The sequence below is a fragment of the Candidatus Pelagibacter sp. HIMB1623 genome (genome assembly GCF_052047695.1).
Lineage (GTDB): Bacteria > Pseudomonadota > Alphaproteobacteria > Pelagibacterales > Pelagibacteraceae > Pelagibacter.
In genome coordinates this window covers 24418-47154 of the sequence record NZ_JBNAJN010000012.1, presented here as the reverse complement: position 1 = coordinate 47154, position 22737 = coordinate 24418, and the positions used below count along the sequence as shown (strand labels likewise).

The 22737-nt window shown below is 23.2% G+C and carries 21 protein-coding genes; 14 read left to right on the top strand and 7 right to left on the bottom strand.

Annotation, left to right across the window (positions count from 1 at the left end):
* The first annotated feature begins 14 nt into the window (after positions 1–14).
* From ACTTBN_RS03260 to ACTTBN_RS03230, 7 genes are read left to right on the top strand one after another with little or no spacing between them, the layout of a single operon-like run.
* Positions 15–584, top strand: coding sequence for an NAD(P)H-dependent oxidoreductase (locus tag ACTTBN_RS03260; protein ID WP_440680970.1), 570 nt, complete (start codon positions 15–17; stop codon positions 582–584).
* Positions 556–1026: a hypothetical protein gene (locus ACTTBN_RS03255; RefSeq protein ID WP_440680968.1), complete on the top strand. Its 471-nt coding sequence runs from the start codon at positions 556–558 to the stop codon at positions 1024–1026. The genes ACTTBN_RS03260 and ACTTBN_RS03255 overlap by 29 nt, the downstream gene beginning before the upstream one ends.
* 40 nt (positions 1027–1066) lie before the next feature.
* Positions 1067–1615, top strand: coding sequence for a tetratricopeptide repeat protein (locus tag ACTTBN_RS03250; RefSeq protein WP_440680967.1), 549 nt, complete (start codon positions 1067–1069; stop codon positions 1613–1615).
* Positions 1615–2610, top strand: coding sequence for a S1C family serine protease (locus ACTTBN_RS03245; protein WP_440680966.1), 996 nt, complete (start codon positions 1615–1617; stop codon positions 2608–2610). The genes ACTTBN_RS03250 and ACTTBN_RS03245 overlap by 1 nt, the downstream gene beginning before the upstream one ends.
* A gap of 4 nt (positions 2611–2614) precedes the next feature.
* Entirely contained in the window at positions 2615–3241 is a 627-nt protein-coding gene (locus ACTTBN_RS03240) for an SOS response-associated peptidase (protein ID WP_440680965.1), read from the top strand.
* A 45-nt stretch (positions 3242–3286) separates the two neighbouring features.
* The gene (locus ACTTBN_RS03235) at positions 3287–4015 is read left to right on the top strand and encodes a WecB/TagA/CpsF family glycosyltransferase (protein WP_440680964.1); all 729 of its coding nucleotides are present in this window, start codon (positions 3287–3289) and stop codon (positions 4013–4015) included.
* A 39-nt stretch (positions 4016–4054) separates the two neighbouring features.
* Complete coding sequence (locus ACTTBN_RS03230; RefSeq protein ID WP_440680963.1) at positions 4055–5638, top strand: hypothetical protein; 1584 nt, start codon at positions 4055–4057, stop codon at positions 5636–5638.
* Here ACTTBN_RS03230 and ACTTBN_RS03225 read toward each other — a convergent pair.
* Genes ACTTBN_RS03225 through ACTTBN_RS03210 form a run of 4 tightly spaced genes read right to left on the bottom strand, consistent with a single transcriptional unit; the run spans position 5621 to position 9729 of the window.
* On the bottom strand, positions 5621–6631 hold the full coding sequence (locus ACTTBN_RS03225; protein ID WP_440680962.1) for a glycosyltransferase family protein: 1011 nt from the start codon (positions 6629–6631) through the stop codon (positions 5621–5623). The two genes, ACTTBN_RS03230 and ACTTBN_RS03225, sit on opposite strands and share 18 nt — an antisense overlap.
* A gap of 2 nt (positions 6632–6633) precedes the next feature.
* Complete coding sequence (locus tag ACTTBN_RS03220) at positions 6634–7704, bottom strand: glycosyltransferase family 4 protein (RefSeq protein ID WP_440680961.1); 1071 nt, start codon at positions 7702–7704, stop codon at positions 6634–6636.
* Positions 7701–8843, bottom strand: a complete 1143-nt coding sequence (locus ACTTBN_RS03215) for a glycosyltransferase (RefSeq protein ID WP_440680959.1) — start codon at positions 8841–8843, stop codon at positions 7701–7703. The genes ACTTBN_RS03220 and ACTTBN_RS03215 overlap by 4 nt, the downstream gene beginning before the upstream one ends.
* Complete coding sequence (locus tag ACTTBN_RS03210) at positions 8833–9729, bottom strand: glycosyltransferase family 2 protein (RefSeq protein WP_440680958.1); 897 nt, start codon at positions 9727–9729, stop codon at positions 8833–8835. The genes ACTTBN_RS03215 and ACTTBN_RS03210 overlap by 11 nt, the downstream gene beginning before the upstream one ends.
* An 84-nt stretch (positions 9730–9813) precedes the next feature.
* On the opposite strand from ACTTBN_RS03210, the gene ACTTBN_RS03205 reads away from it, so the two are divergent.
* From ACTTBN_RS03205 to ACTTBN_RS03185, 5 genes are read left to right on the top strand one after another with little or no spacing between them, the layout of a single operon-like run.
* The gene (locus ACTTBN_RS03205; protein WP_440680957.1) at positions 9814–11955 is read left to right on the top strand and encodes a GumC family protein; all 2142 of its coding nucleotides are present in this window, start codon (positions 9814–9816) and stop codon (positions 11953–11955) included.
* 14 nt (positions 11956–11969) lie between these two features.
* Positions 11970–13409: an exopolysaccharide biosynthesis polyprenyl glycosylphosphotransferase gene (locus ACTTBN_RS03200; RefSeq protein ID WP_440680956.1), complete on the top strand. Its 1440-nt coding sequence runs from the start codon at positions 11970–11972 to the stop codon at positions 13407–13409.
* A 46-nt stretch (positions 13410–13455) separates the two neighbouring features.
* Positions 13456–14628: a hypothetical protein gene (locus tag ACTTBN_RS03195; protein WP_440680955.1), complete on the top strand. Its 1173-nt coding sequence runs from the start codon at positions 13456–13458 to the stop codon at positions 14626–14628.
* Between the two features lie 43 nt (positions 14629–14671).
* Positions 14672–15955 (top strand): hypothetical protein, encoded by a 1284-nt coding sequence (locus ACTTBN_RS03190; RefSeq protein ID WP_440680954.1) that lies wholly within the window; start codon positions 14672–14674, stop codon positions 15953–15955.
* Positions 15939–17336: an O-antigen ligase family protein gene (locus tag ACTTBN_RS03185; RefSeq protein ID WP_440680952.1), complete on the top strand. Its 1398-nt coding sequence runs from the start codon at positions 15939–15941 to the stop codon at positions 17334–17336. The genes ACTTBN_RS03190 and ACTTBN_RS03185 overlap by 17 nt, the downstream gene beginning before the upstream one ends.
* 5 nt (positions 17337–17341) lie before the next feature.
* On the opposite strand, the gene ACTTBN_RS03180 is transcribed toward ACTTBN_RS03185, so the two are convergent.
* Positions 17342–18418, bottom strand: a complete 1077-nt coding sequence (locus tag ACTTBN_RS03180) for a polysaccharide biosynthesis/export family protein (protein WP_440680950.1) — start codon at positions 18416–18418, stop codon at positions 17342–17344.
* 87 nt (positions 18419–18505) lie between these two features.
* Entirely contained in the window at positions 18506–18907 is a 402-nt protein-coding gene (locus tag ACTTBN_RS03175; RefSeq protein WP_440680948.1) for a putative colanic acid biosynthesis acetyltransferase, read from the bottom strand.
* 195 nt (positions 18908–19102) lie between these two features.
* Here ACTTBN_RS03175 and ACTTBN_RS03170 point away from each other — a divergent pair, with 195 nt between their 5' ends.
* Complete coding sequence (locus tag ACTTBN_RS03170) at positions 19103–20428, top strand: hypothetical protein (RefSeq protein ID WP_440680947.1); 1326 nt, start codon at positions 19103–19105, stop codon at positions 20426–20428.
* On the top strand, positions 20418–21569 hold the full coding sequence (locus ACTTBN_RS03165; RefSeq protein ID WP_440680945.1) for a glycosyltransferase family 4 protein: 1152 nt from the start codon (positions 20418–20420) through the stop codon (positions 21567–21569). The genes ACTTBN_RS03170 and ACTTBN_RS03165 overlap by 11 nt, the downstream gene beginning before the upstream one ends.
* On the opposite strand, the gene ACTTBN_RS03160 is transcribed toward ACTTBN_RS03165, so the two are convergent.
* Positions 21562–22641: a glycosyltransferase family 4 protein gene (locus ACTTBN_RS03160; RefSeq protein WP_440680943.1), complete on the bottom strand. Its 1080-nt coding sequence runs from the start codon at positions 22639–22641 to the stop codon at positions 21562–21564. The genes ACTTBN_RS03165 and ACTTBN_RS03160 overlap by 8 nt on opposite strands.
* Positions 22642–22737 lie beyond the last annotated feature (96 nt).

The following is a 22737-nucleotide window of genomic DNA, read 5'->3' as shown; positions in this document are numbered from 1 at the left end:
GTTAATTAGAAAGCATGAAAAAAATTTTCCTAGTTTATGGTCATTATAATGACAATTCATTTAATGCAGCAATTAAAAATGAGTTCATAAAACACTCTGAATTAAAAGGTAACAAAGTTGATGTTGTAGATTTATATAAAGAAAAATTTGATCCAGTTTTTGCTGGAGAAGAACCAGGTGCTGAAGTTTTAGATCATCGAAAAAGAATAGAAGAGTGTGATACTATTGTATTAGTTGCGCCTATTTGGAACTTTAGAATGCCAGCAATTGTTGAAGGATGGATTGATAAAGTATTGGCACCGCCATGGGCATTTAGATTTAAGCAACTCGTTGGAAACTATGGCTATCCAATTGGTAATTTGAGAAAAAAGAAAGCAGTAATTTTTTGTACATATGGCTCACCAAGACTAGCTATTACCACATTTTTTTTAAATTTACCTATTAGAAGATTAAAAAGAGGAGTGTTTCACATGTGTGGCATATATAACATTACCTATAGAAGGTATTTTGCAGTACCATTTGTAAGTGACTCAAAAAGACAAGAGTTCTTAGAAGATGTTAGAAAAACTGCGAATAATATTTAAAACTTTATTAATTTTATTGTTTTATTTTGGGTATGCGAGTGCTCAAAACACAAACATTACTATAAATTCAAATTTAAATCTTAATTGTAAGTTTGAAAAAGTAATTTTAAAAAACCCTGATCATAATTTTGAAACATTCTCTAAAGATGAAGTGAACAGAAACGATATTACTAAATTATTTATTGAGACTAAAATTCCAAATGTTTTAAATGTTAGAAATTTATCTAATTTTATTGATAAAATTGAATTAGAGGTGAAAATTTCAAATAGAGACATTGTTTTAATCCAAGCATTTGATCAAGAAAGAAATTATTCAGAATCTGCTGTTTTAACAATTAAAACGGGCGAACTTATTCATGAAATTACTAAAAATATTAAACTAGAAGACAAAGAAAAGGACATTTCTTTTTATAGTTGTAAAAAAATTAATCAAAATACATAAGTTCAAAGACTCTAATTCTCTTATTTGATAATATTTAATCATGAGGAGAGCACTTTTACTTTTTTTAATTTATTTTTTATTTTTAACTAGTTCTATTGCAAATGAAAGAGACGTTAGATTAAATCAATTGTTTAACGAGCTAAAAGTTAATAAATCAAAGGTTGCAGCTATTGTTGAACAAGAAATTTGGTCTTTATGGAGTACTCATCCGACAGATGAGAAACTGACTGCACGTTTAGAAGAAGGTTCTATGTTTGTTAGAAACCAACAACCTAACAGAGCAAGGGAAATTTTTACTGAAGTAATTAAACTTGATGAAAATTGGGCTGAGGCTTGGAATAAAAGAGCAACTGTTCTTTATATGTTGGGAGAATATCAAAAATCACAAGACGATATTGATAAAGTCTTAGAATTAGAACCAAGACATTTTGGTGCTTTAGCTGGCCAAGGACTGGTAAATATAAAATTAAAGAATTATGAAAAAGCAATTCGTAGTTATGAGGAAGCTCAAGAAATTTATCCATCAATGAAAACACCAGATGTTATGATTAAACAACTTAAGGAAATAATTAAACAACAATCAATTTAGTGAAAAAAATATTTATTATTTTTTGGATATTATTAATTTCTACAAATAATTTATCTTCTGAGGCTAAAAAATTAACTAATCAAGAAGATATTTTAAATATTTATAAATCAGTTGTTAAAATTGATAGTATTATCCCCCCTGTAGCAAGAACTGCTCAATCTTTAGGAACAGTTAGAGGAGGGAATGGGGTGGTTATTGATGATAAACACATATTAACAATTGGTTATATTGTTGTTGAGGCTGAAATAATTACAATAACATTACCGGATGGTAAAAAATTTCCAGGTGAGCTTATTGGATATGATCATACAACGGGCTTTGGTATCTTAAGAACTATTATTCAATCAGATCTAACACCTCTTAAAATTGGAGATTCTGATCAATTAACTAAAGAAGATTTTCTATATGTATTACCTTATTTAACAGAAGGAAGACCTTCAGCAGTTAAAATGGTTTCAAGGCGATCTTTTGCTGGCTGGTGGGAATATTTTTTAGATAAACCAATTTATACTTATCCAGCTAATAGTTCTTTTGCAGGTTCTGCTTTAATTAATGAATATGGTGAAGTTTTAGGAATAGGTTCTTTGTATGTAGGAGATGCAGCAGCAACAGGAATAAATTCTCCTGGTAATATGTTTGTGCCAATCAATGATTTAAAACCAATTTTAGATGATTTAATTCAAAATGGCAGAAGAACTAAAAATATCAAACCTTATATGGGTTTAACTTCAAGTGACAATACTGGACAAGTTAAAATCACAAGAGTAAACAACAACGGTCCTGCTGCTAAAGCTGGATTTAATGTAAATGATACAATTTTAGCAGTAAATAATGAAAAAATTAACAACATCGAAGATTTTTATAAAATAGTTTGGTCTTATGGTGGCCCAGGGACTAAATTACAATTTGATATAGAGAGAAATCAAAAAAAATTAAACATTGAGCTTACGACAATGGATCGTAATGACTTTTTTGTAAAACCAAAATATTATTAATATTATGTGTGGAAGATACGTAATTAAAAATGCAGTAACTAAAACTAGTTCATTAGTTAAATCTGCAATTCAGGTTGAGGACGATGAAAACTATAACGCGCATCCTTATCAAAAACTTCCAGTTATAAAAAAATATAAAAATGGAAACACCTTAGAAGCTTTAAGATGGGGCTTAGTTCCAAGTTGGGCTAAAAATAAAGATTTTAAAGCTCTGATTAACGCAAGATTAGAAACTATTGATGAAAAAGTTTCATTTAAAAAATTGATTAAAAACAATCGATGTGTCGCTGTTGCGGATGGATTTTATGAATGGAAGAGGGAAGAGAAAGAAAAAACTCCTCATTACTTTACCCGTGAAGATACCAATACTATTTATTTTGCTGGGATTTTTGAAGAAGATCAGTTTTGTTTAATTACTGAAGAAGCAAAAGAAAATATTAAGGAAATTCATAATAGACAACCTGTTATTCTTAATCAGACTGATGTTAATAGATATTTAAATTTAGAATTACAAGGTTCACAATTTTTAAATGATCGAAAAATACCTAATTTAGTTTTTTATCAAGTATCAAAAGATGTTAATAAACCAACAAACAATAGTGCGTCTTTAATTCAAAAAACTAATATTTAATAGATATTTTAATAATTTTTAAAAAAATTTGTGATAATTTAGATTATGATTAAGAATATTATCTTTAAAAAGATTAAATTCACAAACTTTAATCAAAAAAAATTTAATAAAATAATTAATAAAAAAGGAAATTTTGTATTTCCAGCTGCTCCAGCATTAGTAGAAATTGAAAGATCTAAATATTATTATAAATCTTTACAAGAGGCAGATTTTGTTTTTTTTGATAGTGGCTTATTTGTCATTATGTTAAAAATTTTTAGAAATATTAGTGTAAATAAATTTTCTGGTTTTAAGTTTCTAAATTTATTTTTCCTATATTTAAAAAAAAATAATAAAAAAAAAATTCTTTCAATCGATCCAAATAAAATAATTTCGATTGAAAACAAAAAATACTTTGAAAAAAAAGGTATTACAAAATTTTATAGTTATATCGCACCAATTTATAAATCTAAAAAAATTACTGATAAGAAGCTTTTAAAATTAGTTAATAAGGTTAGACCAAATTTTATTATAATTAATATAGGTGGAACGAAACAAGAAATTTTAGCTCATTACATGAAACAAAATTTAAAAAGTAAACAAACTATATTATGTACAGGTGCTGCACTTTCATTTTTGACAGGTATACAGGCACCAATTAATAAATTTTATGATAAAATTTATTTAGGATGGTTTGTTAGAATTATTTATAACCCTAAAATTTTTTTGAAAAGATACCTGTATGCCCTCGGTTTTGTTCCTATTTTTTTTAAAAATAAAATTATTATAGAATAAGCCGTTCTAATAAAATATGCTTTATTTTAAGCTATTTAAATGAATCATACAAGCTCAATAGGTTTTTTAGAAACAAATTTAAATAAAATTAAAAGTTTAACTTTTATTTTTTTAATTTTCTCATGTTTAATTCAATTAATAATATTAGAAAATTATGAAAATGTATTTTCAATATTATTTTTATTTTTGTCTAATTTATTAATTTTAAGATATTGTTTAAATCAAAACAATATTATTAACTATCCTATTTCTATTTTTGCAATTATTTTTTTTAATATTTATGCAAATGGTGGAGCTCTTTTTTTTAAGAGTATTTTGTTAGAAGACTTAACTGTAAATTTATATCAGCCTAATAAAACTTTTTTTATACTTCTATTATTTAATATATTCATCCTATTAAGTCATTTTTTTTATAAAAAAATTAAAATTCTAGAGAAATTTAAAATTAAAATTTTTAAGATATTAAATTTCATAAATATAAATGAACAAAATAAAAATGAAGTAAAAAAATTTTTCATATATCTTGGAATTACCAGTGTTTTTTTTGCAAGTATTTCTTTTACTTTTTTTGGCAGCTTTATTTATGTGCAAAATCAAGGTTCACCAAATTTATTGGGTGATTTAATTAATGGAATAAATATTTTTTATATAAGCGGTTTCATAGTTTTATTTTCAAATAATTTTTATAATTTTGACTTTTCGAGAAAAGATTATTTTTTAGTTTTTGCAAGTGGTGTACTTATTTTTTATTTATCTTTAGGGTTAAATTCAAGATCAGCTTTTTTTGATTTAGCTTTTGTAGGATTATTAATATATGTTTTTTATTACTTTATAGGCTTTTTTGAAATTAAAGTTTTAAGACTTAATAAAATATTTTTCATTTTTATCTTATTAGTCATTTCAACTAGTTTGATTGATAGATTTTCTCAAACTTACATAGAGTCAAGAGAATTGAGAGACAAAACAAACCCAATCCAAAATGTTAAAAATCATTTTTCAAGTTTTTTAGATGGAAATGCAAATAGAGAATATGAATACTTCAGTTCAGTAAATATTTTTAATGAAAATTATTACAAAATTCAATTATTGAATCGAATGAATATTATTAAAGCAACAGATAATGTTATTTATGCAAAAAATTTTTTAAATACCCAGCAAATCAATAATTTAATTTCATACGAAAAAAACCAAACAATATCCATATTGCCAAATCCAATAATCAAAATATTTAGTAATACTTTTGATAAAGGAAGATATTTAAACTACACAATGACGTCAAAAATTTTTATCGAGGCTGATAGATCTTTTGGGGGATCAAAAAGTAACGGATTGATATATCCAATAGTTTATATCTATCAAGATTTTTTAATTATAATTATGACAACTGTTATACTTATTGTTTGTTTCTTATTTTTAGATGCTTTTTACAATCGAAATGAAAAAAAATTTTCAATTTTGCTATTTTTGTTTTTTTACTCAACTGGAGGAGGTATTGTAAACTCAATCTCTCAAGGAAGTATTTCAGATTTAACTGCTTTACTAGTTAGAGATATTCCTCAATCTTTATTAATATTATTTATTTTATACAAATCATTTTTTATGGTCTTAAAAAAGATTCGATAAAATTTTTTTAATATTTTTTTCAAAGGAAATATTATTTAAAATTGAATTAACTTTTTTGGTTCCATTAGAACTAATAAAATTTAGCTTTTTGTTATCTGCTAATATTTGATGACATTTTTTGATACAGTCATTTAAATTTTCAAAAAAAATTGCTTCAAAATTATTTTTAAAAAATTCTAAGTGAGTTTTTGTTTTTTTTGCTAATAAAAGTGTACCAATTAATGGAATTTCTAATGACCGATGTGTGATATCATCATTATTTTCAATTGATGGTAAACAGATTGAAATATTGCCTGATTTAAGAGTTTCTACGTATTTTTTATCATTTTCAATCTTGGGGTAGAAGATATTTTTATTTGTTGTGTATAATCTGGATCTCTCCCAATGATCTCCATAAACTTGAATTTTGAATTTATTTTGTAAAAACTTTTCTACCAATTTCTCTCTTTCATTTCTGAAAGTTGATACAATAATAATTTCATTTTTTTTGATTATTTTTTTTTTTCTTAATTTTTTAAATTCATCAATTTTAATTGTTGGTGGTATCCAGATTTTATTTTTAATTTTAAATTTGATGCTATCAGCTAATCTATTTTTCTGCATAAAAATTACTAAATCAAATAAATGAAAATTATCTTTTATTAAATACCATCTTTTTCCATCATTATTTTTAAATGGATTGTCAGTACAAAAATAAATAATTTTTTTCGATTTTTTTTTTAAATAAGAAATACTTTTTTTTCCTAATAGGTTTTCATTATTAATATAAATTAAATCATAATTTTGCTTAATATTTTTCTTTAAAAAGTATAAAATTAACAAATCAAATACTTTGAAATTAAAGTGCCAATTAATTTTATTGATTAAAACACAACAAAAATTAATGGTTTTTATATTTATTTTCTTAATATTTTTATAATTTTTTTTTAAAATTTTATATTGATAATACGAATAACCAATTTTGTTATCATCACCTAAAAATAAAATTTTCATTTTTAGTTTATAATTTTCTTTAAAGATTTAAAACAACTTTCAAAATTATATTTGGAAATTATTTTCTGACTGTATTTTTTATGAGCTTGCAATTTTTTTTTATTATTTATGTAATATAACATCTTAGCATAAAGATCGTCAGAGTTTTTGGATTTAAACAAATAACCATTTTTATTTTTAACGATAAGATCTGCAGCACATCCAACCATATTTGATGCAATAATAGCATTTCCTGAGCACATAGCCTCATTCACAACTAGACCCCATGGTTCAATTTTTGAAGGAACAATTAATATGTCAGATTTCTTATAAAATTTTTTTAATTTATTTTGATTTATAAAACCATGAAATTTTACAAAGTTTATTTTTTTTATTTTAATTTTGTTTTTATAAATTTTTAAAAGTTCACCACTACCAATAATATCAAAAAAAACGTTTGTTTTTGGTGCAATTTTGACTATTGCTTCATACAGGACATCTATACCTTTTAATGAATTAATTTTTCCTACAAATAAAAAATTAATATTTTTTTTAATTTTATTTATCTTATTAAAAAAAAATTCATTGTTTACTACATATGGAACCCTAACAATTTTACTTTGTTTAATATTTTTTGATAAATAGTACTCTTTATTAAGCTTTCCAATAGCTAGATAATAATCAATAAAAAGATCAATAAAATTGTAATAAATTTTATTTAAAAATATATTAATTTTGTTTCTATTTTTACTATATTTATTACTTTCTTCTCTAATCAATACTTTTTTTCCTATAATTGAAGCAAGAATAATTACTAAAAAATTATAAAAATTTTTTGTACCATGTAACCAAATAAATTTTGTTTCTGGATTAAATAAAAATGAGAAATTATATTTATTAATTTTGAAATAGTTGTAGTTTTTTATTAAATTTTGATCCCATAATATTTTTTTTTTAAAATTTTTATCGTAAAATTTACCTGTGGTATGCAAACTTTTATAAGCAACCGTAATGTCAATTTTTTTTTTTACCAAATACTTTATCAAAGGAGTTTGGTATTGTATTGGATGACTAAGAATATATATAATTTTCATAAGTTATTTTTGATCCATATACTGAAAGAATTGTTTATTTTTAAATTATAGTTTTTGTCAAAACAAATTAGGGCTTGTTTTGATAATTTATTTTTTTTTTCATATGAAATTGATAATAAGCTTTCAATACTTCTTTTTAATGAATTTACATTTAATTGATGCACTAGACCGCAAGAGAATTTTTTAATTATTTTAGAAATTCCTACTTTGTTTGAAATAATTACTGGTTTACCTACTGAAAGACTTTCAACTACCGAAACTCCAAAATTTTCACCATAAGATGGTAAAATAGTAAATTCTGAAAATTTTAGAAGATTCCATTTATCATTTCCCTGAACAAACCCAGTAAAAAAAATTTTATTTTTCAATTTGTTTGATTGAATTAATTTATCAATTTTTTCTTTGTATTTTTTATTATGAATAGGCCCTGATAGAACTAAGCAGTAATTTTTTTTTATTTTTATTTTTGAAAACGCATTAATTAAAAGATCTAAACCTTTTTTTGGATCTATTCTTCCTATAAATAGAATATATTTTTGTTCTTTAAGATATGGATGTTTTTTCAATAATTTAAATTTACTTAAATTGAATTTTGGTTTTATTATTCCATAATTAACTTTTTTAATTTTAATACCATCAGTATCTACAAACGTTTTTTTTAAATGATTTATTTCTTCATCTGAATTTACAAGTACAGAATTAGATTTAATTAAATTACCTCTTTCGAATAAAAACCAATATATTTTTTTCTTTAAGGTTTTAGTTTTTTCTTTACCAAAATATGGATCCAGCATTCCATGTGTAAAAACATGATATTTTTTTTTTAGAATTATCCTAGCAATTAAAGTTTGAAATTGCCACAAGCCATGAATAAAAAATTTATGATATTTTTTTCTGTTTTTAATTAACCAAAAAATTAATTTTATACTTAATCCATATTTAAAAAATCGATTATTTAAGCCAATATATTTTATATTTTTGCTATATTTGTACCTACTATTTTTACCCAAATGTATGATGTCATGTTTGATATTATTGTTAAAATTTGACTTAGCCATATCGGCTAAACTATGAGATGGTCCCCCATCTTTTAATTTTACGCTGTCAATTATACTGGCAACATTAATTTTAGACGTCATCAATTAATTTTTTAAAAATATTGTTTCTATTATATTTACCACTATTAAATAAAAATGATATTTTAAGAATGTTTATATCTACCAACATTCTAAACCATAAAGTTTGCCAGAAACAAAATCTAAGACCATTTATGCCATCTAAAAAACCTAAATTAAAAATAAATCTATAAAAGAATAAAAAAATTGGCCTGACAAAAATTGGAAATCTGTAATATATTTTTTTTCTAATAACCTTAATTTTCATTTGTTCTTTGGAAAATTTTTTATTATTTAAATTTTTTTCAAATTTAAATCTTATAGCTTCTTTAATTGCGTACTCTTTATGTTTTTTTTTCCAAAAATTAAATTTTCTTTTATTGTGATCAAATAAGGAAATATTTAGATTTATTATTTTAGGCTCGCAAATAATTTCTTCATCAAAAAGTGTATTTTCACAAATTCCTTTTCCATTTTTCCAAATTCTTAATTTTTTTTGAGGGAAAACTCCACCATACTTAATTTCTTTTTCATTAAAAAAATATCTTCTTGTAACATTTATACCATTAATATTATTTGGTAAATTTTTTAAACTTTGGTCTAATTTTTTAAAAAAATTTTTTTCTACAAATTCATCTGCATCTATTCTCATTAACCATTTTGTTTTTGAATTACTAAGTTTGATTGCTGAATTTAATTGATCTGAATGGTTTTTAAATTTCTTTTTTATAAATTCTATTTTTTTTGATTTAATAATGCTTATTGTTTTATCGGTTGAAAAACTGTCTAAAATAAAAATTTTTTTGACTTTACCAATCAACGAATCAAGACACCTTTTTATATGCTTGTCTTCATTATAGGTAATGATTATAGCAGTGATATCACACAATTTTTTTGATTTTTTCATCATTTTTAAATGTAAATATGACTTAGTGTATAAATATATATTACATATTAAATGATTGTTTAAATAATTACTCATAATAAATTTTTAATGGAAAAAACATTATTCAGCACCTTATCTAAAATAGCAGAAGGTTTAGAAATTAAATATTATTGGATTGTTTTTTTAAAATATTTAAAACCGATATTTTTCATATCATTTTTAATATCTTTATTAGTATTATTAATTTCATTAAACATTGAAAAAAAATACAGAAGTTATGCAACAATAGTAATAGAGGCTGATGAAAGTCAAAAAATTGTAAATATTGAGGAAGTTTATTCTTTAGATAATCAAGCTAGTAGAATTAATAATCAAATTGCAATTTTAAATAGTGATGATGTGGTTGATTATATTGTTAATGACAAAATTATTCTTTCAGAATTTCAAGAACTTTTTAGAGGCCTTGAGCCGAGTTTAATTAAAAGACTTTTTGTAAAAAAAGAAGATATCAGCAAGGAAGGCCTTAGAGGTTATTTAAAATCAAATTTTTCAGTAAATAATATTCCTCGAAGTGATGTTTTAGAATTAACTTTTATTTCAGCTAGTCCTAAAATATCAAAATTAGCACTTCAAAATATTATCAAATCTTATCAAAGATATGAAATAGACTCTAAGATAGTAATCACTTCTTATGCTAATGAAAAAATTTCAGATAGACTTAAAGAACTTACAAAACAAATGGAAAGTGCTGAAAAAAATTTAGCAAAATATAAAGAGGAAAATAATTTAGTAGATACTGGAGATGTTAAAGAATTAAAAATTAAACAAATAGAAAATTTGTCTGATACTATCTTAGAACTTCAGGACAAAGTAAATCAATATCAATCTGATCTTCTTGCAATTAAATTAGCGAAAGGTGATGTCAATCAATTGACTTCCATACAAGACTTAATGGTTAGACCAGAAATAAAAAATATTTATGAAAGTTTAATGGGTTCTAGAAATAATCTTGAGTCATTAAGATTGTTGTATACCAATGAACACCCTAAAGTAAAAAAAGCATTACAAACAATAGCTTCTTATGAGGCCCAATTGGTAAAAATAATTAATGATAATATTGATAAAAAAACTTTTGAATTAACAAATTTAAAAAATTCAATAGATATAAATAAAAAATCGTTAACTAACGCAACAAAAGAGCTTAGAGATTTGGAAGAAAAAGAATCTGGAATGTTAAAGTTTTCTAGAGAAGTTTCTAGTAGCCGAAAACTTTATGAAACTTTTTTACAAAGAGTAAAAGAAACAAATGAAGCTCAAAATTTACAAATTTCAAATGTAAAAATAATAGAAGATCCTATTGCTTCAAATACACCAGTTTCTCCAAATATTAAGAAAAATACTATTTTAGCATTTTTATTTTCTGCGATAGGAGTTTATTTTTATTTATTTTATAGAGATTTAAATAGCTCAACTGTAAAAGATCCAACCTCATTAGATATGTTTGACACATTAGTTTTGGCAAATTTACCCAAAGTAAATATTTCACGTAAAGGTTTTCATGTGATGCAAATGTTTTTGGAAGATAATGAATCTGCTTTTGCAGAAGCTGTAAGAAATGCTCGAACTGTAATGGAGTCTAAATTTAAAACTAATAAAAGTTATTTAGTAACTTCAAGCAGCCCATCTGAGGGTAAAACAACAGTAGCATTTAATTTAGCTTTATCTTTACAAAAAAATTATAAAGTTTTATTAATTGAGGCTGATATTAGAAAACCTTCTGTTGCCGCAAGTTACTATGAGTTTGATGAAAATCATAAAGGTCTTAGTGAAATTTTGACTAATGAAGTTTCTTTTTCAGATACAATACAAAAAGTTCCTGGAACTAAATTAGAATTTATTAGCTCAGGAAAAAGAAGAAGCGATCTATCTGATATAGTTAATGTAGCTAAATTTAAAAAATTTTTAGATGTTCTTAATAAAAAATATGATTATGTAATTGTAGATAGTGCACCAATATTACCAGTTTCTGACACCTTGGTTCTGGCACAAGCAAGCGACTATATATTTTACGTCACTAGATCTAATGTTACTGGTGTTTTATCTTTAATGTCTGGGATTAAAAAACTTAAAAATATAAACAGAAATGTAAATGCATTTATTTTAAATGATCTAGATATATCTAAAAATAGTTATTACGGTTATTACTATCAGCAACCATATTATTATTCAGGTGAGGAAAAACCATATTAGAATAATTTTTTACTATGCTAAATCTTGAAAAATTATTTCAAAAAGATGACGAAATATTTGTTTTTTATAGTTTTTTGTCTCAAGCTATAATTGCTTTTTTTGCTTTATATACATCAACAATTTTATCAGAAAATACTTTATTAGAACTTTTTTATTTTTCTTACTTTGTAAAATCACAATATTTTTATTTTGTATTATGTGTTTTTGTACTTTATTTGTTATCTTATTTACTAATTCGGAATAGAAAAAATTATGTAAAAACATTTTATTATTTTATCAAAAGGGATATTAAATTTTTTTCAACAATCTATTTTGTTTTATTTGTAATATTTTTTTTTTTAAATAATCAGAAAATTAGCTACATATGGTTTTTAAACTCTTTTATTTTTTCTTTATTAAATTTATTCTTATTAAAAGCTTTAAATAACCAGATATATAAATATTTAATAATCAATAATGTTATCCAAAGAAATATTTTGATTATTGCAAATTTTGCTACAGTTAAAAAATTTGTTGAAAGTTATAAAAATAAAAAAAAAAAATCTCTCATAAAATGTTGCATAATTACAGATTCTAATATTGAAAATTATTTTAATGAGTTAAAAATACCTAATTTTAAATTTGGTGATAATATTTATGAAATATTAAATTATCATCATATTGGTCAAATCTGGCTTGAAATTGATAACAAACAAGAGGATTCGAAGCTAGAAGAATTATTAAAATTACCTTTCGATATAAAAATATTCTCAGGAATTAATAATAAAGAAAATATAAATTATTATATTGAAAAATTTAATATCACCTCAACATCAGATAAAAAAAATAATTATATTTTTTATTCTATAAATAATTCTAGGTTTACAGGAGCACCTTTGCTTGTAAAGTTTTTAATTGATAAGGTATTTGCTATTTTAATATTATTAATAACCTCACCAATCATTTTGATTTCTATTTTGTTAATTCTTGCTGAAGACGGGTTTCCAATTATATTTAAGCAAAAAAGAACAGGTTGGGATGGAAGAAAGTTTAGTATTTTTAAACTTAGAACTTTAAAGAAAGAAAAATTTGATAAATCTATACAAGTTCAAGCAGGAGACAAAAGATTACTTTTTTTTGGCAAATTTCTTAGAAGATTAAGCATTGATGAGCTTCCTCAAATCTACAATGTGTTAAGAGGAGACATGTCTTTAGTGGGTCCAAGACCTCATATGATTGAGCATAGCAAAAAATATTCGAATATAATTAAAAATTTTTTAACAAGACATAAATGTAATCCAGGGATAACAGGGTGGGCACAAATACACGGTTATAGAGGAGCAACACCAGATGATGAATTAATGAAAAAAAGATTAGAATACGATATTTGGTATTTAAAAAATTGGTCAATAGGATTGGATTTAAAGATAATGTTCAAAACTATTTATGCTATTCTCAAATATAAAGTCGATTAGCTTAGTTCAATTGACAACTATAGATTGAAATAATATTTTCTAAAAGATGATTCGATTTATAAAAAATAATTTTTTAGAAAACCCTAAATTTGAGGATTTTAAAAAAAGAAACTTTAAGAGAGAGCTTTTTTTAAAATTTCAAAAAATTAAATCTAGAATTTATCCAAATCAATTTATCTCAAATACTCCAGAACTAAAAATTGAAAAAAATAATCTGCAAGATCAGAATGTAAAAATATTTAATGAGCCAATAAAAAAGCAAATTAATTTAGATATAAAAATAACACCAGAAAGAAATAAAGAAATTATAAATAATGATAACAAGTTTTTAAAAAAGAAATTAAAGAGAAAACTTGGAAGATTGAAAAGAAAGATTAAAAGATATAAAGTTAGTTCGAGCGAGAATATTAATAGTAAAAAAATTGTGTTTAATATGAATGAAGGTGATGAAAAACTTAATCAATTGAATTTAAAAATAAAAGAGATGCAAAATGAGTTAAGTAAAATTCATGAAGCAGATGATAAAGACTCTCAAGATGTCATTAAAGTTAAAAATAAATATAAGAGAAAAATTAAGAAATTAAGAAATAAGATTAATAAACTAACTAAAAATAATGAAAAAGTAAGCAACGTTGTAAACTTAAAAACAACATTATTTGAAAACGATAGAGTTGATGAAACTAAGCAATTAAAAGAACAACCTGAAGTTGACTTAAGATCAGAAGAAATTATAGATTTAGAAAGTCAATTGGACTTTTATAAAAAAGAAAATCAAGAACTAAAAAATGAAATTGACAAACAAAATTCATCTCAAAAAATAAATCAAGAACAAAAAAATATAACAGAAGAACTTGAGTTAAAAATCAAACATTATCAAGATGAGAATATTAGATTGTCAAATCTTATTACAAGCCAAAATAGAAAAATAGAAATTATGTCATCTCAAATTCAAAATTTTGAAAATTTGAAAAACAAACTTTATCAACAAGTCAATATTCTTGGTGATACACTTTTAGATAATGATAATGTTGAAAATATTTTTGAAAACAATTCAATGAATAATGAAAAAGAATTAGCTGAAGAAAATTCAAAAGAAGTAAAAGTTGTGAATTCAGATAATATTTCAATAAAAAAAGAATATACACCTAAAGTAACTAGAAATTTAGAAGTAAATGATAATTATTTAGATCAAGAAATAAATAAAATTTTTTCTGAATAAAAAGTTTATCTTTCTAAAAAATCGAATTAATTTGAAGCTATTAATGCTAAATATTTTTAATCATTATAAGCTTCTTATTATTTTTTTATTTACGCTAATTGTTAATATACAATCTAATGCAATCAGTGCTATCAATGAGGAAGAGATCAAAAGTCAAATTTCTTTAATTGAAAGAAATTTAAAAGAATATGAAATTACAAAGTCGTCTAATTTACTAGATATAAATGATAATTTAATTAAAAGATTGACATTAGGATTAGAAGAAGAAAGTCTTGATAATAAAATTCTTTTATTTCAAGAGCTATCAGACACATTAACTTCGATTAAAGCAAATGTAATACTCAAAATAATTGAAAAAGATGCAAAAAATAACGGTAGTTTGAAAAATTTAAATAACCAACAGTTAAAGGATGTTACCCAGCTATTTGAAGACACAATTCCAAATATTTACGACGATACCAGAGAAACTAATGATAATGCTTATTTATTAGCCTCAATTTTAAATGAGTCAGAGGAAAGACTCTGTAATAATATTGTCAAACAAATATCAAATACGTCTATAGACAACAATAATTCAAATTCATTAGCAACCAATGTAATCTATTTTGCATCAGAAATTAATTCTGAATTTTTATCAATAATAAATAAAACTGAAAAAGAAAAATTAATTAAACAATCAATCAATGAAGTAAATTATGACTTGAATATTAATAAAAAATCAGTTGAAAAAAAAATTTCAAAGGATAATTACACCAAAAATAGTTTAGTGGCATTAAGTACTGCAATTCTTAAATCAAGTGAAGATATATCAAATAATATTATTCAAAATATAAATAACCTAGATAAAAAGGATAAAGAAGTAATTTCATTTAAACTAACAGAACAGTCATTAGAGTTAGATGAATGGAAAAAATCAGAGGATTTAAATATAATAAATAACAAAGTAAAATTTGCTGAAAATATTTTTTCTTCAGGGTTTTCAAAAATAGATGATAAAAAAATAGAGTTAGCAAAAAATGTTATTGAAAAATCTGACGTTAATACATCAGAAATTTTAGTTAGATCAATAATTGATACTCATATTAAAGAAGAGAATAATTTTTTCACATTAGAAGAAAATGTTGTTAGTAATTTAAGTAATATTTTTGAAGCAGCAAAAGTAAATAAAGCACAAATATTTAGTTCAAATAGTGAAGCAGATGAAGTTTTAGATAGTTTGTTTAATAATAAATTGTCATCAGGACTTCTAAAAAATAATAAATTACAATCAGCTTATGTTATCGTACCAAAAAAAAGATTTGACTTAGATAATGTTTCACCAAATTAAGACTAGTCAATTTTCATTAAATAAAACTTATCAAATAATATTTTGTTTTTTTATTTTTTTTACAACAATTTTCAACGCATCAAATTCATTCTTATTAATTAAAATTAATTTTGTAATTTTGTTATTTTTTTTTATTTTCTTAATTTTAGATAAAAAATATAAAAAAAATTTTATTTATTCTATAAAAACAAACAAAAAAATATTTGTTTTATTTGTTGTATTTATTCTTTATTTAATATTTCAAATTATTCCACTTCCTAATAATTTTTTAAATCTTATTTCAGAAAACTCATACAATTTTTATTATGGAATTAATTTAAAAAAATATAATCCAGTAACTTTAAACGTTTACTTTTCTATTCATGAAATTATTAGTTACTTAAATATTTTTTTCATAGTCGTTTTAACTAATTTAATTTTTTATAAAAAAAAACACACCAATAGGTATTTTTTCTACTTTTCAATAATTGGCTTTATTCATGCTTTTTTTGCAGTTTTTTGGTTGCTTATAGGAAATCCTGAATTTCTATTCAAAGAGACAATGTATTATTCGAATTCTGCAACAGGTTTTTTTATTAATCGAACTAATTTTGCTTTTTTTTTAGTTTTAACTTTTTTAATAAGTCTAAATTATTTATTTTTTAATTACAAAAAAATTATTCCTACAGAAAATGATTTCAATGTCGTCTATGTAAGAATATTCATCTTGTTTATATCAATTGGTATAATTTCAACTTTTTCAAGATTAGGTAATTTATATTTGCTTTTTTCAATATTATTTTATTTCATTTTAACTTTAAAAAATCAGAAAAATTTTTTAAATCAGTTTTCTTTATTTTTTATTGTTCTAATCCTATTTGATATTTTAGTTATGGGTCTTTATTTTGGAGGTAATGAGTTAATTTCTAGGTTTGATTTTTTTAACTATGAATTACTCTCTAATATTGAAAATCAAAATTCTATCTCTGGACAAATTGAAATTACAAATAATTTATCTCGAATTAATTTAATTTTATTAAGTTTAAATTTTTTTAAGAGTTTTCCTTATTTTGGATATGGAGCTGGTTCTTTTGAACCTGCCTTCTTTTTATTATTTGAAAATATCCAAAATGTATACGCTAATCATGCTCATTCTGATTTTGTAGAATTATTAGGGGAGATAGGAATTTTTGGTTTTTTAATTTTTTTATTAATTTTTGTTAACATTATAATTAAAGGTATACACACATTTAAAAACAAAACCAATAATGCTTATGTTTTGCTCATACCTCTGTTAATAATATTTTTGTTTAATGGATTTTTTGATTTCTCACTAAATATTCCAAGCAATCAATTTTTATTTGCAAGTTTAGTTTCTTTTAGTTTAAAAAAATATTTGTAAACTTTCTACTGAACATTGACACTATTAGCGTCTAGCCCATTTTGAATGATTGGATTATATGATTTAAATAAATCTGTTTGAGGTAATAATAAACTAATTACTCTATTCCATTTAACTATGTCAGACGCAGGTATATAAACGATATCTTTTGCTTCTAAATTAAAATATTTACCTGCAACTAAGTTCACCGGGTTTTTAACATTAATTTTATAAACATCGATAGTTAGTTCTTCCTCATAATTTTCTCGGATCACAAATATTTCTTTTGCATCTGCGGTCAAATTATTTATTCCACTATCAGACAAAACTTGAGTTAAATTATACCCCGCATAAGGAAAGAAAGATCCTTGAATATTTGCTTCCCCAAAGACAAGTATTGAGTCTGGATTACGATCAATAAAAATCACATCATCTTTTTTAAGAAAAAAGTTTTTTCTCTCATCTATTCCAGTGATTGCATTTTTTAAATCCATTTTATAAACTGCCCCATCTCTTCTAATAACACCAGATGTACTAGATAAATTGTCATTTCCAGTGGTATTGATATTAGCTTTTATAATCGCATCTAAAATTCTCATAGGTTTATCATCCAAATCAATAATTAATTGATTTCGAACTGTACCTGTTACATATACCTTGCTGCTAGCAAAAGTTACGATATCTAATTGTAGATCAGGATTTACATAATATTTTTTTAAAACATTAGAGATTAAATTTTGAGCTTCCTCTGCGCCTTTATTCTTTACATTAATCTTGCCAACATATGGCAAATCAATATCTCCAGAAGGATCAACTAAATAATTCCCATCAATATCATCTGTTTCAGTTAAATTGATATTTATTTCATCCCCTCCACCAAGTTGATAATCATACTCGTAATCATAAAAACCATAATAATCTTTGATTACTTCAGCATCAGTATCTTTAATAATACCACTGTTTAAATTACTTATTTCATTAAAATCCATTTCACCCAAATCATGAAGCACAATATTAATATTAGGATTTACTGAACTATTCTTAATTATATTTGGTTTTTCACTAATACCAGGGGAAACAGCGCATGAATTCAAAAAACTCATTAAGCCTAAAAAAAACAAAGTATAAATTAATTTAATATTTTTTATCATTCGTTAATATTTTATACTTATTATTAATATTGAATAAATTTAATACCTTTTTTTTTTAAATTTAGCAGGATTACCAGCATAAACTGAGTTTCTCTTAGTATGATGAACCAAATTGCTGTTTGCTAGTAAAACCGATTCTCTATCCATCATGACACCAGGACCCACAAAGCAATATGCAGCTACCCAAACATTTTGCTTAATAAATATTGGGGACCTAGTTAATTCAAAGCTTTTAGATTTGTAATTGTGGCTTGCAGTACATAAGAAAGTATTTTGACTTATTATTGAGTTTTGTTGAATTGTTATTTTATCATAATTATAACAATCTACATTTCTTCCTAAACAACTATTTTTTCCCATGATTAAATTCCATGGCATAAATATTTTTGCAGATGGGTAAATTTTTGAAGTCCATTCAATTTTAGCTCCAAATAGTTTCAAGATGAATACTCGCCATGAGTTAAAAGGGAAAATTGGTGGAGTAAACTTGCAGAATAATATCCAGATAATTTGCCAAAAAACTCTTAAGATCTTCAATGAAAAGGGCAGTTTATACTTCTTCAATTTATTTTTAGTTTAGTTAATTTTTAAATAATTTAGTGTATTTAATAATATATTCGTTTTAACAAAAAAAATATGCATTTTTCACTTTTTCTTAATTTAATAAAAAACAATTTAAGATTTAAAGAAAATGTTAGTTATCATTCCTTTAATTTTGTATCTAAAATATTTGTTCAAATTCTTTTTCCACCTTTAATGATATTAATTTGGGGAGCTGAAAATTACGGTATTTGGATAATGATCCTCTCACTTGGAGCATTATTTATTGGCATAAACTTTAATTTCACAGAGGTGGTGAGGTTAGAAATGACCAAAATTTATAAAAAATCAAAAAAAATTAGCTTAAATCAGCTTGTTTCAAACTTATTTGTGTCTCACTCAATCAATATCGCTTTTTATACGTTACTCTCATTATTGTTTTATTTTTTTATTTCAATTGATGAAATTGAGAGTCTTACAGGATTAAATAATAATGAAATTCAATTTATATTTATTTTTATTTTTTTATCTTTTTTATTAGAGAACATAATTAATTATTTTTATCCGATAATAACGTTTAAGGGGTATACCAAAAATTGGATACACCAAAATACTTTATTTTTATTTTACTCAAGATTTTTAATCTTGTTAGGATTTGTTTTTAATGATTTTAAGTATTTAGCTTTAATTTATTTTGTAGCAAATATAATAAGATTTCTAGTGATGTTTTATTTTTTTTTAAAAGAAAAAAATAATATTAAAGTTAGTTTAAAATATTTTAATTTAAAAAGTTGTTCTGATATTTTTAAAAAGTCTATTAGTTATAGTTTTGAAAAAATTAACGCTGTTATTAATCAAAATTTAATTATTTTATTAATTGGTAAGTTTTTTTCACCTTCAATTGTAGCTTTGATTACAACTGCAAGAACTATGTTTTCATATTTACCATCTAACGTATATGATATTATTTATTCTCCAGCTTTAATTGAATTTACATCCTTAAAAAATATGAATAAACAAAAAATAATTCAAAAAGTTTTGTTATTTTTAAAACCAGTATTATTTGTAAGTTTTTTATTCATTCCATTTAGTTTATTATTAGGAAAACCAATTTATGGTTATTGGATTTCTGACCCTCAAATACAAATTTCATTAGTATTTATATTTTTATTATCAGTAGAATCTTTTTTAACTACTGTTTTAACAGGTTTAAAAATACCTTTTAAATCTAATAATAATTTTTTATTCATTACTAAAATTGAAACATTTTTTTCGATATTATTATTAATTATTGTAGCTTTCATTCCTTCTATTGATAATTGGATGATAATTTTTATGATTTCAAATGTTTTTTTATTCTTAATTAATATCATGTTTATCTTTAATTATAAAAACTATCTCTCTAAACTGCATGGAAAATAAAAAATTTTTATTAAGTACTCATGGTACCTTTCATTATTTTGATTTAGCTAAAGAATTAATTTTAAGAAATGCATTAACCAAAATTATTTCTGGATACCCAAAATTTAAATTAAACAAATATAATTTAGAATCAGAAAAAATTCATGCCACAGGCTTTTATCAGATCCTTACTCAATTATTAGGTAGATACAAATTTTCTAATAAGAAAATTTTAGATTACCTGGCTTTAATAAATTGTAAAAAGTTAGATTTAATCTCTTCAAATTATATTAACGACAGTAATATATTTCTAGGTTTATCGGGAACTGGATTATCGACTGGCCAAAAGTTTGTTGAAGCAGGAAAAATTTATATTTGTGAACGAGCAAGTGCTCATGCACAATTCTGTCATGAGATATATAAAGAAGAGTACGATAGATTTAATTATAAATTTCACACCTCAAGTGAATTAATGGAAAGAGAATTAGAAGAATACCAAAAAAGTAGCTTTGTATTGTTACCCTCTGAATTTGCTCAAAAAACATTTGAAAATAAAGGTTTTTTTAACACAAAAGTCATCGATTATCCTGCAAATGATAGTCATTTTTTTCCAATTCCTGAGTTAAAAGGTGACAAAAATCAATTCAATATCCTTTATGTGGGAGGCTTAACTGTTCGTAAGGGTCTAGAATATCTGATTGATGCTTTTAATAAAATAAAATTTAAAAATAAAGTTTTACATTTGGTTGGCACCAAAACTTTTGATTTTAAATTCATTGAAAACAAGATTGATCACCAACATACGATAATTTACGGTCATTTAGATCAAAGTAAAATCAATGAGCTGATGAATAAATCTCAATTATTTGTATTACCTAGCCTTCAAGACGGCTCTGGTATAGTTGTCTCTCAGGCATTAAAGACAGGCCTTCCTGTAATTGTATCTGAAAACACAGGTATTGAGAGTTTAATTAAAAAAAATGATTGTGGATATGTAGTTCCTATCAGAGATTATAATATTTTATCTGATAAAATAGATTATTTAATTGAAAACCCCAATCAACTCGAATTATTTTCAACTAATGCAATCAATTTTTCTAAAAATCATACTTGGAAAAACTATGTGGATCAATTAAATCAAATTATTGATAATTTTAATTAATTAATTCTTTATAAATTTTAGATAATTTTAAAAAATAATTTTTTTCACTAAATTCTTTTATATTTTTTAAATTAAATTTTACTAATTTACTTTTTTCTTTTTTATTTTCTAAAATATTAACTAGTAATTTAGAAAATTTTTTGTGATCATATGGACTTGCCATATACTTTTTAGTTTTTATTATTTCTTTTAATACTTTTATATCTGAGCAAACAACTGGTATTCCGCTATTAATCGCTTCTAGCAACGGTAATCCAAAACCTTCATAAACAGAGGGAAAGAAAAGTACATCATTTATTTTATAAATCTTACTAATCTCTCTTCTAGTTAATTTTGGAAGTTCAATTATATTTTTTTTTAAACTTTCTTTTATTTTAAAATCAAATTTGTTTCCAATTTTAATAAAATATATATTTTTATAATAATTTTTTAAATGTTCTAAAACTTTAAGAGTAATTTTATGGTTTTTGTAGAAAGAAGTTCCAATAATTAAAATTTTTTTACCATTTATTGGTATTTTAAATTTTCTTATAACCTTATTTTTATCAATTTTTTGTTGATTGAAGAATTTTTCTATTGAATTTTGTTGAACAACTATATTTTCTTTAGGACAATCTGTGTATTTAACTATATCTCGTTTAGTATTTTCACTAACTGCTATAACTTTATCAAATTTTTTAAGATAGGAGAGGGAATGTTTGACTAAGAATGGGTTTTTTCCAATTTTTTTCTTAAAAATTACTGGAATAAGGTCATGAACAGTAATTATTTTATATTTTGCATTCAAATGATTGACCAAATGTGCATATTGGTGATCAATTACATGGGCAATATCAGTTTTTTTCAATTTTTTGACCTGATCAGGGTAATTGATGTATCGATTGTACCTTAAATTCCAAGGTTGAGAGATAATTTTAGAATTTTTGTTTGAAAATTTAGGAATGAACTTGCTTACTTTGAAATTTTTGTAATTTTTTAAATTTGAATACAAATTGTTAGCCACAGTTTCCATACTTAGGCGTTTATCTTCCTTAAAATTGAAAAAATACCTTACAGAGATTTTTTTTTTCATTTTTTAGATTAAAAATATAATATTTTGTAATTCAACTGAAACTATACACAACATATAGTGTTTTCAAATTTTAAAAAAATCAATCATAAATTGAAA

Coding starts and splice junctions, on each gene's coding strand:
- ACTTBN_RS03260 (WP_440680970.1), top strand. CDS start 15: ATGAAAAAAATTTTCCTAGTTTATGGTCATTATAATGACAATTCATTT.
- ACTTBN_RS03255 (WP_440680968.1), top strand. CDS start 556: ATGTTAGAAAAACTGCGAATAATATTTAAAACTTTATTAATTTTATTG.
- ACTTBN_RS03250 (WP_440680967.1), top strand. CDS start 1,067: ATGAGGAGAGCACTTTTACTTTTTTTAATTTATTTTTTATTTTTAACT.
- ACTTBN_RS03240 (WP_440680965.1), top strand. CDS start 2,615: ATGTGTGGAAGATACGTAATTAAAAATGCAGTAACTAAAACTAGTTCA.
- ACTTBN_RS03235 (WP_440680964.1), top strand. CDS start 3,287: ATGATTAAGAATATTATCTTTAAAAAGATTAAATTCACAAACTTTAAT.
- ACTTBN_RS03230 (WP_440680963.1), top strand. CDS start 4,055: ATGAATCATACAAGCTCAATAGGTTTTTTAGAAACAAATTTAAATAAA.
- ACTTBN_RS03225 (WP_440680962.1), bottom strand. CDS start 6,631: ATGAAAATTTTATTTTTAGGTGATGATAACAAAATTGGTTATTCGTAT.
- ACTTBN_RS03220 (WP_440680961.1), bottom strand. CDS start 7,704: ATGAAAATTATATATATTCTTAGTCATCCAATACAATACCAAACTCCT.
- ACTTBN_RS03215 (WP_440680959.1), bottom strand. CDS start 8,843: ATGACGTCTAAAATTAATGTTGCCAGTATAATTGACAGCGTAAAATTA.
- ACTTBN_RS03210 (WP_440680958.1), bottom strand. CDS start 9,729: ATGATGAAAAAATCAAAAAAATTGTGTGATATCACTGCTATAATCATT.
- ACTTBN_RS03205 (WP_440680957.1), top strand. CDS start 9,814: ATGGAAAAAACATTATTCAGCACCTTATCTAAAATAGCAGAAGGTTTA.
- ACTTBN_RS03200 (WP_440680956.1), top strand. CDS start 11,970: ATGCTAAATCTTGAAAAATTATTTCAAAAAGATGACGAAATATTTGTT.
- ACTTBN_RS03195 (WP_440680955.1), top strand. CDS start 13,456: ATGATTCGATTTATAAAAAATAATTTTTTAGAAAACCCTAAATTTGAG.
- ACTTBN_RS03190 (WP_440680954.1), top strand. CDS start 14,672: ATGCTAAATATTTTTAATCATTATAAGCTTCTTATTATTTTTTTATTT.
- ACTTBN_RS03185 (WP_440680952.1), top strand. CDS start 15,939: ATGTTTCACCAAATTAAGACTAGTCAATTTTCATTAAATAAAACTTAT.
- ACTTBN_RS03180 (WP_440680950.1), bottom strand. CDS start 18,418: ATGAGTTTTTTGAATTCATGCGCTGTTTCCCCTGGTATTAGTGAAAAA.
- ACTTBN_RS03170 (WP_440680947.1), top strand. CDS start 19,103: ATGCATTTTTCACTTTTTCTTAATTTAATAAAAAACAATTTAAGATTT.
- ACTTBN_RS03165 (WP_440680945.1), top strand. CDS start 20,418: ATGGAAAATAAAAAATTTTTATTAAGTACTCATGGTACCTTTCATTAT.
- ACTTBN_RS03160 (WP_440680943.1), bottom strand. CDS start 22,641: ATGAAAAAAAAAATCTCTGTAAGGTATTTTTTCAATTTTAAGGAAGAT.